11 protein-coding genes are annotated in these 12,113 nt (G+C 70.3%); 6 read left to right on the top strand and 5 right to left on the bottom strand.

Annotated features, from left to right (window positions below; genetic code table 11):
* Window positions 1–86: 86 nt before the first annotated feature.
* Complete coding sequence (locus AAHG09_RS08100) at window positions 87–1,160, top strand: WcbI family polysaccharide biosynthesis putative acetyltransferase (RefSeq protein ID WP_342106540.1); 1,074 nt, start codon at window positions 87–89, stop codon at window positions 1,158–1,160.
* Between the two features lie 100 nt (window positions 1,161–1,260).
* Window positions 1,261–2,289, top strand: coding sequence for an alpha/beta fold hydrolase (locus AAHG09_RS08095; protein ID WP_342106537.1), 1,029 nt, complete (start codon window positions 1,261–1,263; stop codon window positions 2,287–2,289).
* Here the strand turns inward: AAHG09_RS08095 and AAHG09_RS08090 are convergent.
* Entirely contained in the window at window positions 2,258–2,989 is a 732-nt protein-coding gene (locus AAHG09_RS08090; protein ID WP_342106536.1) for a RibD family protein, read from the bottom strand. The genes AAHG09_RS08095 and AAHG09_RS08090 overlap by 32 nt on opposite strands.
* A 233-nt stretch (window positions 2,990–3,222) precedes the next feature.
* Here AAHG09_RS08090 and AAHG09_RS08085 point away from each other — a divergent pair, with 233 nt between their 5' ends.
* From AAHG09_RS08085 to AAHG09_RS08070, 4 genes are read left to right on the top strand one after another with little or no spacing between them, the layout of a single operon-like run.
* Window positions 3,223–3,660, top strand: a complete 438-nt coding sequence (locus tag AAHG09_RS08085; protein ID WP_342106535.1) for a GlcG/HbpS family heme-binding protein — start codon at window positions 3,223–3,225, stop codon at window positions 3,658–3,660.
* A gap of 2 nt (window positions 3,661–3,662) precedes the next feature.
* Complete coding sequence (locus tag AAHG09_RS08080; protein WP_342106534.1) at window positions 3,663–5,249, top strand: peptide ABC transporter substrate-binding protein; 1,587 nt, start codon at window positions 3,663–3,665, stop codon at window positions 5,247–5,249.
* Complete coding sequence (locus tag AAHG09_RS08075; RefSeq protein WP_342106532.1) at window positions 5,246–6,169, top strand: ABC transporter permease; 924 nt, start codon at window positions 5,246–5,248, stop codon at window positions 6,167–6,169. The genes AAHG09_RS08080 and AAHG09_RS08075 overlap by 4 nt, the downstream gene beginning before the upstream one ends.
* Entirely contained in the window at window positions 6,166–7,269 is a 1,104-nt protein-coding gene (locus AAHG09_RS08070) for an ABC transporter permease (RefSeq protein WP_342106530.1), read from the top strand. The genes AAHG09_RS08075 and AAHG09_RS08070 overlap by 4 nt, the downstream gene beginning before the upstream one ends.
* A gap of 4 nt (window positions 7,270–7,273) precedes the next feature.
* Here AAHG09_RS08070 and AAHG09_RS08065 read toward each other — a convergent pair whose 3' ends face one another.
* From AAHG09_RS08065 to AAHG09_RS08050, 4 genes are all read right to left on the bottom strand, one after another.
* Window positions 7,274–8,230 (bottom strand): D-2-hydroxyacid dehydrogenase family protein, encoded by a 957-nt coding sequence (locus AAHG09_RS08065; protein ID WP_342106529.1) that lies wholly within the window; start codon window positions 8,228–8,230, stop codon window positions 7,274–7,276.
* A 42-nt stretch (window positions 8,231–8,272) separates the two neighbouring features.
* Window positions 8,273–9,913 (bottom strand): dihydroxyacetone kinase subunit DhaK, encoded by a 1,641-nt coding sequence (locus AAHG09_RS08060; RefSeq protein ID WP_342106527.1) that lies wholly within the window; start codon window positions 9,911–9,913, stop codon window positions 8,273–8,275.
* Window positions 9,914–10,216: 303 nt separating this feature from the next.
* On the bottom strand, window positions 10,217–11,155 hold the full coding sequence (locus AAHG09_RS08055; protein ID WP_412760005.1) for a carbohydrate ABC transporter permease: 939 nt from the start codon (window positions 11,153–11,155) through the stop codon (window positions 10,217–10,219).
* Complete coding sequence (locus AAHG09_RS08050; RefSeq protein ID WP_342106526.1) at window positions 11,152–12,108, bottom strand: carbohydrate ABC transporter permease; 957 nt, start codon at window positions 12,106–12,108, stop codon at window positions 11,152–11,154. Before AAHG09_RS08050 ends, AAHG09_RS08055 begins: the two co-directional genes overlap by 4 nt.
* Window positions 12,109–12,113: the final 5 nt, after the last annotated feature.

Here is a 12,113-nt window from a genome sequence, read left to right as displayed (position 1 = left end):
GGGATTAAACGGCCAATCCTTCAGCGGGGCAGTCGGACCTGGGGTTGCGGTTTGCCGGCGGCGTACGGACATGCGAGAGAAGCGGCATGTTGACCGTCGATAGCCTCTGGCGCGTGCGGCATCGCCTCGCGCAAATCGGAAAGAAGCGGACCGGATCGCCGCGCATCCTCGTCATCGGCGTGTGCCAAGCCGGCTCGATCGCCAAGGCGATGCGCTACCTCCTGCCGAATGCTCAGGTCGACTTCGTGTCGGCCTTCACGGCGGCGCGGCGCTTTCCGCGCCTTGCCGACCTGATGGCGCATGCCGACGGGTACGATCACGTCTTCTCCAGCATCTACCTGCCCCGCTTCAAGGGCGGCGGGACGATCGACACCCTGCGGACGCACCCCAAGGTGCGGCTCATCCCAACGATCGTGTTCGGCGCCTATCACCCGGATCTCGTGCATGTCGGCGTGCAGGACGCCGTCACGCTGAACGGCCTCATCTCCGGGCCCATGGGGCATTCCCACTCCGCGATCACGCTCTACGCCTACCTCGCGGGCTTCTCGCAGGCGCAGGCCCTGCGCCTCTTCGCCGAGCCGGTCTTCGAGCGCCTGGGCTACTACGATCTCTGGGACGAGTCGGTGGCCTATCTGCGCGGGCTGGGCCGGCAGGCGGATTACGACCTCGACACGCACCTGACCCGCTGGGCGCGCCGCGGCTGCTTCATGCACTCGATCAACCACACGAAGCTGTTCGTCGTCTCCGACCTCGCACGGGGCTTGCTGACCAAGGCCGGGATCCCGTTCGAGGAATGCGACCTCGACGCCTTCCTGCCGGACGATCTGGGCGGTCAGGGCAGCTGGCCGGTCTATCCGGAGATCGCGCAGCATTACGGCATCGCCGGCAGCGCCCTGTTCTTCAAGGCCGAGACCCGACGCTCCGGCCCCGCCCGCACGATGAGCCGCGCCGAATTCGTGGCCGCCTCCTACGCCAATTACGATCGCCGGGAACGCAATCTCCTGATCTCCCAGCGCGTGCAGGGGTGGCGCAACGACCCGCCGACCGTGGACTTCCTGCGCGAGGCGGCGGGGCGCGGCGAAACGGCGGCCTGGCCGGCCGCCCGGGTTCCCTCCGTGAGCCCCGGGGGCTCCGGCAGTCTGGCCGGGCACGCGTCGTAGAGCTTCGCGGTCGCGGATCGCACCGACGGCCGGGCACTTCCGTCCGCCAGCGGCGTTGTCGCGCGACGCCGAACCGGCGTGCCCGATGCGAGGTGCCCCGATGAGCCTCCAGCCCCGGCAACGCGCCGGCCGCTCCGCGGCGGCGCTCGCCCTGACGCTCGCCGGTTCAGCCGCCGGTCTGATAGCGTGGAGCCGGCTCGGCGTCGATCATCGCAAGCCCCTTCCGCCGGCCCTGCCGGGTCGCCGTGCGCGCCTTGCGACCCGACGCGCCGGCGACGTCTCGTTCTACGCGTCGGCCGATGCCGAGGGTGTGCCCCTCCTGTTGATCCACTCGATCAACGCGGCGGCGAATGCCTACGAAGTCCGGCCGCTCTACCTGCACTTCCGGACATCGCGGCCGGTCTACGCCCTCGACCTCCCGGGCTTCGGCTTCTCGGAACGCTCGCGCCGCCGCTACACGCCGCGCCTCATGGTCGAGGCGATCCACGCCACCGTGGAGGAAATCCGGCGGCGCCACGGGCCAGCCCCGATCGATGCCCTGGCGCTCTCCCTCTCGGCTTCGTTCCTGGCCCGGGCGAGCCTGGAGCGGTCCGACGCCTATCGCAGCCTCGCGCTGATCAGCCCCACCGGCTTCGACGGGCAACTCTCGGGCGACGGCCCGCCGGACGGTCACCGCGGGCGGGACTGGCTGCTCCACCTCCTCGACCGGCCGCCCCTCGGCCGGCCTTTGTTCGACGCCCTCGTGACGCGGCCGAGCATGCGCTTCTTCCTGCAGAAGACCTTCGGCTCCCCGGCGATCGAGGAGGACCTGCTGGCCTACGACCACGCCTCGGCGCATCAGCCCGGCGCCGAGCACGCGCCCTTTTGCTTCATTTCGGGCCACCTGTTCCCAACCGACTCCACGCGCCTCTACGAGCAGTTGCGGCTGCCGGTCTGGATGCTCCACGGCGAGCGCGGCGACTTCGTCGATTATCGTCATGTTCCGCGCGTCGCCGGCCGGCCGAACTGGCGGGTCGAGACCCTGCCGACCGGTGCGTTCCCGCATTTCGAGCGGCCCGGGACGGTGGCGGCGGGCTACGAGGCGTTCCTGGCGAGCCTCAGGGGCGGTCCAGCGGATCGACGGGTGTGATCCGGTAGCGCAGCCAGACCACGCCTCCGGACAGGCGTTCGCAGGCCGTCAGATCGAGCTTGCGCCGGCCGCCCATGGACTCCTCCTCGGTGCCGGTGAAGTCGAACACCGCCGGCGTCCCCGACAGGCCGTCGACGGCGGGAGCCAGGAGCAGGCTCAGCTCGTCGATGATGCCGGCCTTCAGCATCGAACCGTTGATGTGGCCACCGCCCTCCACGAGCAGGCGCTCGATCCCGAACAAAGCCTTGAGCTTCGTCACCGCCAGGGCGAAATTCACCGTCCGCTCGCCCGCAAACAGGTAGGATTGGCCGCCGGCCCGCAGGGCGCGCAGGTGGCCATCCGGGACGGATTCGGTGAGTACGACGACGACGTGGTCGCCCTCGATCTCGTTGCGGGCACCCCAATCGAGGCGACCGCGCGCATCGAGCGCGACCGCGTAGCCGGGCGCATCGCGGCGGGCGACGTGATCGTCCCGGGAGACCGGACCGTCGTCCTCCGGCGGTGCCGGCAGCGGATCGGCACTGTCGGCATAGCCCTGCATGGTGACTCGCCCGCACATCCAGGCATCGCCCTTCAGCTCACCGTGGACGCGCTCGAAGTGGCTGTCGGCATCCAGGGTCTTCCAGCGGCGAACCTTGATCCGGCCGTCCACCGACGACGTCATGTGACAGATCACGGTGGGGCGTTCGCTCGATGCCATGGGGATCCGATCCGGGGGTGAACCGAGCCTTCGCCCGGTCGACAGGCCCAACTAGGAGCGCGCCGCGACAGGCCCAGGGGCCACACATCCGAGGGCATCACGCTCCAGTTCACGATGCCCGGAGCAACGGGCGCCGCGTGCTCGCGGCCAGCCGCGCATGACCAGTGGACCCACCGCACCACCACCCATAAGGTCACAATCTCTGCTCGAAACGATGCCCTTTCTGGACACCCATGATCGACCTGACGCTCGAAGCCGCCCAAACCATCGTCGAGACTGCCCTCCGTGAGGCCAGAGCCCGGAGCCTCAAGCCGCTGGCCGTCGTGGTCTATGACGCCCGTGGGGCCTTGAAATGCGTTTCGGTCGAGGACGGCACATCCCTGCGCCGCGCGGAGATCGCCTGCGGCAAGGCGAACGGCGCGCTGGCGCTCGGGCTCGGTTCCCGGGCCATCCACGCCCGCGCGGAGGCGCAGCCCTACTTCGTGGCGGCCGTCACCCATCTGGCCGGGCCCGCGGCCCTGGTGCCGGTACCCGGTGGTGTCCTGATCCGCTCCGGCGAGGGGCGGCTTCTCGGCGCGGTCGGCATCTCGGGCGACACCTCCGACAATGACGAGATCTGCGCGGTCGCCGGCATCGAGGCGGCGGGGCTCGTACCGGAGACCGGCGCCTGACCATGCGCCTGCGGCGGCGCGACTGGCTCGCCGGCGCCGCCGCGCTCGCGGCGGTGCGGCCGGCCACGGCGGCGGAGCCGATCTACCGCCGCGGCAACGACGCCGATCCCGAGACCCTGGATCCGCACCGCTCCTCCACGGTGGCGGAGGCCCATATCCTGCGCGACCTCTGCGACGGTCTCCTCACCTACGACAATCACGGTGCGCTCATCGCGGGCGCCGCGCGCGCCTGGACCATATCCGCGGACGGCCTGACCCTGCATTTCGACTTGCGGCCCAACGGGAGCTGGTCGAACGGCGAGCAGGTCACCGCGGACGACTTCGTCTACTCGCTGCGCCGGATCCTCGATCCCACCACCGGGGCGAAATACGCCGAAATCCTGTTCCCGATCCGGAACGCCGCCGCGATCAACCGCGGTGAGCAGCCTGTGGACGCTCTTGGTGTCGCCGCGGAAGGGCCGCTCGCGCTCACCATCACCCTCGAACAGCCGACGCCCTACATCCTCGAACTACTGACCCACCAGACCGCCCTCCCGGTGCACCGGGCCTCGGTGGAGCGCTACGGCGAATCCTTCACGCGGCCGGGCAATCTCATCACCAACGGACCCTATCGGCTCACCCGGAACGTGCCGGGCGGCGCGATCCGGCTGGAGGCCAATCCGCACCATCCCGACGCGGCCTCCGTCGCGATCCGGCAGGTCGAGTTCCTGCCCACGCCCGATCTGGCGGCCGCCGTGCGCCGCTACGCAGCCGGGGAGATCGACTCGCTCGCCGACCTGCCCGCCGACCAGATCGCCGACCTGCGCCGCCGGTTCGGTCCGGAGGTTGTACTCGGGCCGTCGCTCGGGCTGGCGGCGCTGGCCGTGAACACCCGCAAGGCGCCGTTCTCGGATCGTCGCGTTCGGCAGGCGCTGTCCCTCGTGATCGACCGGGAATACCTGGCTGACGGACTGAGCGGCGGCACCATGAGCCCGGCCTATTCCCTGTGCCCACCCGGCCTCGACAATTATCGGACGCCGCCCGAGACCGCGGGCCGCTCAGGTCTTCCAATCGACCACGAGGCGGAGGCCCGCCGGCTCCTCGCGGAGGCCGGCTACGGCCCGGACCGGCCGCTCACGGTGGAGTACCGGTTCAACGTCAGCGACAACAACCGCACCGTGGCGGTGGCGATCGGCGAGATGTGGCGCGACCTCGGGATCGTGACCCGTTACGTCTACACCGACGCCAAGACGCACTTCGCCTACCTGCGCGACGGCGGCGACTTCGACGTCGCCCGCATGAGCTGGATCGCCGATTACGCCGATCCGCAGAACTTCCTGTTCCTGCTTCAAACCGGAAACGACGGCTTCAACGCCGGCCATTGGTCGGACCCGGCCTACGACGCCCTCCTGGCGCGCGCCGCCGCCGAGCGCGACCTCAACTGCCGGGCCGACATGCTCTACGACGCGGAGGCGATCGCCCTGCGCGAGCTGCCCTGGATCCCGCTGATGCATTACCGCTCGAAGGCGCTGATCGCGCCGCGGCTGCATGGCTACCATCCGAACCTGCGCAACGCCGCGCCGACGCGCTTCCTGAGGCTCGACGCGTGATCCGCTTCATCCTGCGCCGCCTCGCGCAATCGGTGCCGACGCTGCTCGCGGTCGTCACCGTCAGCTTCTTCCTGATGCGGCTCGCCCCCGGCGGCCCGTTCGACCTCGAACGGCCGCTCGCGCCCGCCGCCATGGAGAACCTGCGCCGGGTCTACGGCCTCGATCGGCCCCTGATCGTGCAGTTCGGCAGCTACCTCGCGTCGCTCGCGCAGGGCGACCTGGGCCCCTCCTTCTCGTTCCGCGACCAGAGCGTGCTCGACCTGATCGCCCGGGGCCTACCGGTTTCGGCGACGCTCGGCGGTCTGGCCATCCTGTTGGCCATGGGCCTCGGCGTCGGGCTCGGGATCGCGGCCGCCCTCCAGCGCGGCGGTGCGGTCGATCGCCTGCTCGGCGTCGGCGCCGCCCTGACCCTGTCGCTGCCGAGCTTCGTGGTCGCGCCGCTGCTCCAGATCGCCTTCGGGCTCACCCTGCGCTGGCTGCCGCTGAGCGGGTGGGGCGACGGCTCGCCGAGCCACCTCGTTCTGCCGGTCATCACCCTGGCCCTGCCGCAGGTGGGCGCCCTGGCGCGGCTGACCCGGGCCTCGCTGGGCGAGGTGCTGCGCACGCAGCCGGTGCGGACCATGCGCAGCCTCGGCCTGCCGCCGTTGCGCGTCACCCGGCACGCGCTGCGCGGGGCGCTGCTGCCGGTGGTCGCCTATCTCGGGCCGCTGGCCGCATCCCTGCTCACGGGCTCGGTGGTGGTAGAGACGATCTTCGGCTTGCCGGGGATCGGCCGCTACTTCGTCGAGGGGGCGTTGAACCGCGACTACACGCTCGTCATGGGGACAGTGCTGCTCGTCGCCGGGCTGGTGATCGCCCTCAACCTCGCGGCCGACCTCGCCTGTGCGTGGCTCGATCCCCGCCTCCGGGTCGGCGCGTGAGCGCGACCCCCGTGGCGGCCGGTCCAGCGGGTCGCGCCCTGGCACGCCTCATCCGGATGCGCGCCGCGATGGCGGCCCTCGCCGTGCTGGTCCTGATCGCCCTGGCCTGTGTCGCGGGGCCCGCCCTGACCGGCCACGACCCCGATCGCACCTACCTGGATCTGCGCCAGTTGCCGGCCGGTCTGGCGGCGCAGCCCGACGCGACGCATCTCGACCCGGCCCTGCAGCGCATCGCCTTCCGGATGCGGATCCGGCTCGACGCGGTGGCGCATGATGGCGACACGCTGCGGCTCACCCTGCACGCGGACGCGGGGGTGGACCGGCGCAGCCTCGTCTACCTGCTGCGTTCCGGGCTGTTCGGACCGCCCGCTGTCGTGGAGGAACGTGACGACGGGCGCAGCCTCGTGGTCGCCGTGCCGGTGCGGCGCCTGCATTTCTTCCTCGGCACGGACGTGCAGGGTCGCGATCTGCTCACCCGATGCCTGACCGCGGGTCGGATCTCCCTGGCGATCGGCGTGACAGCGAGCCTGGCGGCGCTGCTGATCGGCGTAGCCTATGGCGCCGCCGCGGGTTTCCTCGGCGGCGCGGTCGACGCGGTCATGATGCGCTTCGTGGACGTCCTGTACGCCCTGCCCTTCGTGTTCTTCGTCATCCTGCTGCTGGTGTTCTTCCGGCCCAGCCTGATCCTGATGCTGATCGCCATCACGGCCGTGGAATGGCTCGACATGGCCCGGGTGGTACGCGCCCAGACCCTGTCGCTGCGCGAACGCGATTTCGTGCGCGCGGCACGGGCGCTCGGCGTCGGTGCGCCCGGCATCATCGCGCGTCACATCGTGCCCAACACCCTGGGTCCGGTCGCGGTGACGGCGACGCTGCTGGTGCCGCAGGTGATTCTGCTGGAGAGCTTCCTGTCGTTCCTCGGGCTCGGCGTGCAGGAGCCGCAGACCAGCTGGGGCGTGCTCGTCGCCGACGGCGCGCGCGCAATCGAGGCCGCGCCGCACATGCTGGCCGCCCCGGCGCTGTTCCTGATCGTCACGCTCGTGGCGCTCAACCTACTGGGCGACGGCTTGGCCGACGCGCTGGACCCGCAGGCCGGATAGGGCGTCAGCCCAGGACCCGGATCGGCGCGCCGGCGAGCCAGGCCTCGATGTCGTCGACCGCTTGCGTGAAGAACGTCCGGTAGTTGGCCTGCGTGACGTAGCCGATATGCGGCAGTGCCAGCACGTTCGGCAGCCGGCGGAACGGATCGTCGGCGGGCAGCGGCTCGGTCTCGTAGACGTCGAGACCGGCGCCGGCGATCCAGCCTTCCGCCAACGCCTTCAACAGCGCCGCCTGATCGACGATCGGCGCCCGCGATGTGTTCACCAGATAGGCGCCCCGCCGCATCCGGCGCAGCTCGGCTTCGCCGACGAGGCCGCGTGTCCGCTCGCCGAGCACGAGGTGGATCGTGACGAAATCGCTCGCCTCCAGCAGCGCCTCCTTCGAGGTCGCCAGCTCGGCGCCGGCAGCCGCCGCCCGGTCGGCGTCGAGATTCGGGCTCCAGGCAAGCACCCGCATGCCGAAGGCGCGCCCGATGGCAGCGACCCGCGCGCCGATCTTGCCGAGCCCGAGGATTCCGAGCGTCGCGCCGGCGAGGTCTGTGCCAATGGTGCTCTGCCAGGGGCCGCCGGCGCGCAGGGCGTGGTTCTCCTGCGGCAGATGGCGGGCAAGGCCGAGGATCAGCGCCCAGGTCAGCTCGGTGGGCGGCATCGGGCTGGAATCCGTCCCGCAGACCGTGATCCCCCGCGCCTTGGCCGCCGCGACATCGATGGCGAGGTTGCGCGGGCCGCTCGTGACAAGCAATTCGAGCCGCGGCAGCCGTTCCAGCAGCGCGGCCGGGAACGGCGTGCGTTCGCGCATGATCACCAGGATCTCTGCCTGCCCGATCCGCGCCACCAGGGCGTCGTGGTCCGCGATGTGGTCCGGGATCGCGGAGACCGCCACCCGGTCGGCGATCCGCGACCAGTCGGCCAGGGCGAGGGCCGCCTGCTGGTAATCGTCGAGGATCAGGCAGGTGCGCATCGGGCTTGGGTAGGCCGCGGCTGGCCGGGGGTCAATCGCAGCTCACGCGCCGGGACGTTTCGCCTTCGACAGGGCCGCGAAGGCTTCTGCGACGCCGGCCGCGCCGGGGTCCTGCACCCCCGCAAGGTCGCCGGCCGCGAGGTAGCTGGAGCGGCCGGCGCCGGCCCGATCCATCCGCGCCGTAGCCTCGGCGCCGGCGCTGGCCGCTCCGGCCGCTGCGTCGAGATCGCCGGTTGCCAAAGCGTCGACCGCCGGGATCAGCGCGTCGAGCAAGGTGCGGTCGCCCGGCTTGGCGCCGCCATAGCCCTCGACCCGCGCCACGCCCTGCGCCAGGGCTGCCGGCCAAGCGTCACCTTCCGCGAGCGCGGCCGCGGTCGCCGCGAAGAAGATCGAGCCCAGCACCCCGCTCGATCCGCCCACCGCCCGTCCGATCCGCTCGGCCAGCGCCCGGCAGAGGGCGGCCGGATCGGCCTGCGGCAACGGGTCGAGATCGGCGAGCACGGCCCGCGCTGCGCCCGCGAAGGTGGTGCCGGCATCGCCGTCGCCGACCTTGGCGTCGAGGGCATTGAGCGTGTCCTCGGCGGCGATCAGCGCCTGCGCGACGGCGGCGATCCGGGCGGCCGTAACCGGATCCTGAGACGGCGTGAACGCTTCCCCGGCCAACCCGCCGGGCATCGGACGGAGCGTCGGCGCGACGATCCGAACGGCGCCGGGCCAGGCCGGCAACGGCACCGGCGCCATCAGGGCGGCTTCGAGGTCGTCGTCGAGCTGCAGGATCGACAGCGACGCCCCGTGCATGTCGAGCGCCGTCATCAGCGGTGCGGGTCCGATCAGCAGGCGGACGCGCTTGCCGAGATCGGTGGCGAGCACCGCCCGCGCCAGGATCTGCATCTCCAGCGCGGAGGCCGAGCCGAGATTGTTCACGAGCAGGGCCAAGCGGTCGCCCGTGACCGAGTGGGACAGGCGGTCCGCCATCATCCGCGCGAGCTCACTCGCCGGAGGCAGCGTGATGCGCTCCACCCCCGGCTCGCCATGGATGCCGAGGCCGAGCTCGGCCTGCCCCTCCGCCAGCCGCTCGCTGCGCGGGGATCCCGGGATCGTGCAGGTGGAGACCGCGATGCCAAGCGACTTCGCCGCGACCGCAGCCCGCCGCGCGAGCGCCGCGACGGTCTCCAGCGATGCGCCGTTCTCGGCGGCGTGGCCCGCGACCTTGTGGACGAACAGGGTTCCGGCAACGCCGCGGGGCTGCTTGGCATCCGGCAACGCGATGTCGTCCGACACGATCACGGTCTCGACCCGATGCCCCAGCGCCCGGGCCCGCTCGGCGGCGAGGCCGAAGTTGAGGCGGTCGCCCGCGTAGTTCTTCACGACGAGGAGGCATCCGGCCGGTCCCGTCACGGCGAGGATCCCGGCGAGCACCGCGTCGACGCTGGGCGAGGCGAACACGTCGCCGCATACGGCGGCGCTCAGCATTCCCGGCCCGACGAAGCCCGCATGGGCCGGCTCGTGTCCGGAGCCGCCCCCCGACACCACCGCGACCTTCGCCGGATCCAACGCCGCCCGGAGCACGACGCGGATGCCGGGATCGCCGTCGAGCCGGGCGAGGCGTCCGCCGCTCGCCGCGACGAGGCCGTCAAGGGCATCGTTGACCAGGGTGGCGCGGGCGTCGATGAAATGGGCCATGGCGTGACCTTCGATAGGGGCGGTCCGCGATTCTTCGTCGGCGGCTGCGCGCATTGTCCGCGCAACCGAGCCCGGCTGGCAACGGCCATCGGTCGGGCGCGCACAACGACCCCCACCCCAGCCGACATCCTCCTCCCGAGGTGCCCGCGTCTACGGGCCTCGACGAAGTATTCCAGGGATCGCACGGCCGGCGGGAGGGCTCCTTCGAGACCTCCGCTTCTCAGGATGAGGGCCTGGGTTGGACGACCGTCGAGACGAGATTCCGCGCGCGTGTCCACCCGACCCGCATCGAAATCGGCGGCGTCATTCCTTCACAGCACCGGTGAGTGCCGAGACATAGTATTCGACGAAGAACGAGTAGAGGATCACCAGCGGCAGCGAGCCGAGCAGCGCGCCGGCCATCAGCGAGCCCCACTTGTAGACGTCGCCGTCCACGAACTCGCTCACCACGGCGATCGGGACCGTCTTGTTCTGCGTCGAGGACAGGAAGGTCAGCGCGTAGATGAACTCGTTCCAGCACAGCGTCAGCGAGAAGATACCGGCCGAGATCAGGCCCGGGAAGGCGAGCGGCAGGATGATCTTCGTGAGGATCTGCCAGCGGCTCGCGCCGTCCATCAACGCGCATTCCTCCAGCTCGTACGGGATGGTCTTGAAGTAGCCCATCAGGAGCCAGGTGGAGAACGGGATCAGGATGGTCGGATAGGCCAGGATCAGGGCGATCGGCGAGTCGAACAGCCCGTAGGCCTGCACGATCGTGGCGAGCGGGATGAACAGGATCGAGGGCGGTACGAGATAGGCTAGGAAGATCGCCGCACCGACCCAGCCTGCCCCCCGATAGCGGACGCGGACGCAGGCATAGGCAGCGAGCACGCTCGCGAACAGCGAGAGCACGGTGGCGGCCACCGACACGTACATCGTGTTCCAGAGCCAGCGTGGATACTGGGTCTCGAACAGCAGCTTGTGGATATGCTTGAACGTCGGCTGCACCACCCAGAACGGGTTGTAGTGCTCCATGTCGATCAGTTGCTCATCCGGTTTGATGGCGGTCAGCGCCATCCAGTAGAACGGAAAGAGCAGCACCACGAGGATGATGGCGAGCGGCAGGTAGGTGGTCACGAGCCGCCGTGGCAGCCGCTCCAGATAGGCCATGCCCTCCGAGTTGTCGGTGAGTCCGGCTGGCTGCGCGGCCAGGACGGGATTGAGATGCGGATCGGCATGGGCGGGCGGTGCGGGGGCGCTCATCGGTCGGACTCCCCGGCCTGCCAGGCCCGGCGTTGCAGGCCGAACCACGAGATGCCGATGGCGGCCAGCAGGAACGGCACCATGGCGGTGGCGATGGCCGCCCCCTCCCCCAGCGTCCCCGAAAGGATGCCGCGCTGATAGGACAGGGTCGCCATCAGGTGCGTGGCGTTGACCGGGCCGCCGCGGGTCATGGCCCAGATCAACTGAAAGTCCGTGAACGTGAACAGCACCGAGAAGGTCATCACCACGGCGATGATCGGCGTCAGCAGCGGCAAAGTGATCCGCCAGAAGATCTGCCAGTTCGAGGCCCCGTCGAGCGTCGCCGCCTCGTACAGCGACGGCGAGACCGTCTGGAGGCCGGCGAGCAGGGTGATCGCGATGAACGGCACGCCGCGCCAGATATTGGCGAAGATCACGCAGGCCCGCGCCATGGCGGGCTCGCCCAGGAAGTCGATGTTGCCGTCGATGATGCCGAGATGGCGCAGCGACCAGGAGATGATCGAGAATTGGCTGTCGAAGATCCACCAGAACGCGATGGCCGACAGCACGGTCGGCACCACGAAGGGGATCAGCACGATTGAGCGGATGATCGCCTTGAACGGCATGTTCTTGTTGAGCAGCAGGGCGAGGTAAAGCCCCACCGCGAACTTAATCGCAGAGGCGACAGCCGTGTACAGGCAGGTATTGAACACCGACAACCAAAAGACGTCGTCGTCCCAGAGCCACTCATAGTTCTCCAGGCCGATGAACACCCCCTCGCGGCCAATCCGCGTATTGGTGAAGGACAGCCAGATGCCCTTCAACAGCGGGTAGGCCAGGAACAGGCCGAGGATCAGCGTGGTGGGCAGCATGAACCAGAAGCCGGCCCAGCCCCGGCTGGCGCGGAACCGCTGCCAGCTTGAGCGGGTCGGGGCCGCAACCGGGACGGGTTGCGTCAGGGCCGTATGCGCCATGCTGC

The organism is Methylobacterium guangdongense (genome assembly GCF_038442355.1).
GTDB lineage: Bacteria > Pseudomonadota > Alphaproteobacteria > Rhizobiales > Beijerinckiaceae > Methylobacterium > Methylobacterium guangdongense.
This window is presented reverse-complemented; position numbering and strand designations above follow the sequence as displayed.

Excerpts from the sequence above, each read along its gene's own strand:
- AAHG09_RS08100 (WP_342106540.1), top strand. The coding sequence starts at position 87 with ATGTTGACCGTCGATAGCCTCTGGCGCGTGCGGCATCGCCTCGCGCAA.
- AAHG09_RS08095 (WP_342106537.1), top strand. The coding sequence starts at position 1,261 with ATGAGCCTCCAGCCCCGGCAACGCGCCGGCCGCTCCGCGGCGGCGCTC.
- AAHG09_RS08090 (WP_342106536.1), bottom strand. The coding sequence starts at position 2,989 with ATGGCATCGAGCGAACGCCCCACCGTGATCTGTCACATGACGTCGTCG.
- AAHG09_RS08085 (WP_342106535.1), top strand. The coding sequence starts at position 3,223 with ATGATCGACCTGACGCTCGAAGCCGCCCAAACCATCGTCGAGACTGCC.
- AAHG09_RS08080 (WP_342106534.1), top strand. The coding sequence starts at position 3,663 with ATGCGCCTGCGGCGGCGCGACTGGCTCGCCGGCGCCGCCGCGCTCGCG.
- AAHG09_RS08065 (WP_342106529.1), bottom strand. The coding sequence starts at position 8,230 with ATGCGCACCTGCCTGATCCTCGACGATTACCAGCAGGCGGCCCTCGCC.
- AAHG09_RS08060 (WP_342106527.1), bottom strand. The coding sequence starts at position 9,913 with ATGGCCCATTTCATCGACGCCCGCGCCACCCTGGTCAACGATGCCCTT.
- AAHG09_RS08055 (WP_412760005.1), bottom strand. The coding sequence starts at position 11,155 with ATGAGCGCCCCCGCACCGCCCGCCCATGCCGATCCGCATCTCAATCCC.
- AAHG09_RS08050 (WP_342106526.1), bottom strand. The coding sequence starts at position 12,108 with ATGGCGCATACGGCCCTGACGCAACCCGTCCCGGTTGCGGCCCCGACC.